A 477-nucleotide genomic window follows, 5' to 3' on the forward strand; every position below is an offset into this window, starting at 1 on the left:
CCTACTAGGATAATCCTGATCCACTGGACGCTTTCCAATGCCAGGAGGCAAGCACATGCGACTGCGCCACAAAAAGCTCTATCTCCTGGCTGGGACCTGTTTGCTCCTTGGTTCGGTCGGCTTCGCGGTTTTGACCTCTCCCTGGACATGGTCTGCCACCCATCCGTCGCGCGAGGCGATCGATCTCGCAGGGGCGGATCTCGCCAACGGCCGGAAGGTGTTCGTTGCATCGGATTGCGCGACCTGTCACATGACGCCGGGTCAGGAAGACGACACGAAGCTCGGAGGCGGCGGGACACTTCAGACCCAATTCGGTGTGTTTCACATGCCGAACATTTCGCCCGACCGCGAGACCGGTCTGGGTGGATGGACGCTCGCCGAGTTCGACCGCGCATTGCGCGAGGGCGTCGGACCGGACCAAGTCTGGCCGGACGGCAAGAACCTCTATCCGGCATTCCCCTACACCTCCTATCAGAG

The 477-nt window shown here is 61.2% G+C and carries 1 protein-coding gene; it reads left to right on the forward strand.

The genetic code is table 11. The features are described 5' to 3' along the window. Window positions 1–55: 55 nt before the first annotated feature. The coding region (locus DY467_RS25520; protein WP_349627693.1) for a c-type cytochrome at window positions 56–477 on the forward strand (422 nt) is incomplete at its 3' end.

The sequence above is a fragment of the Rhodopseudomonas sp. BR0G17 genome (assembly GCF_010907025.1).
Taxonomy (GTDB): domain Bacteria; phylum Pseudomonadota; class Alphaproteobacteria; order Rhizobiales; family Xanthobacteraceae; genus Rhodopseudomonas; species Rhodopseudomonas palustris_H.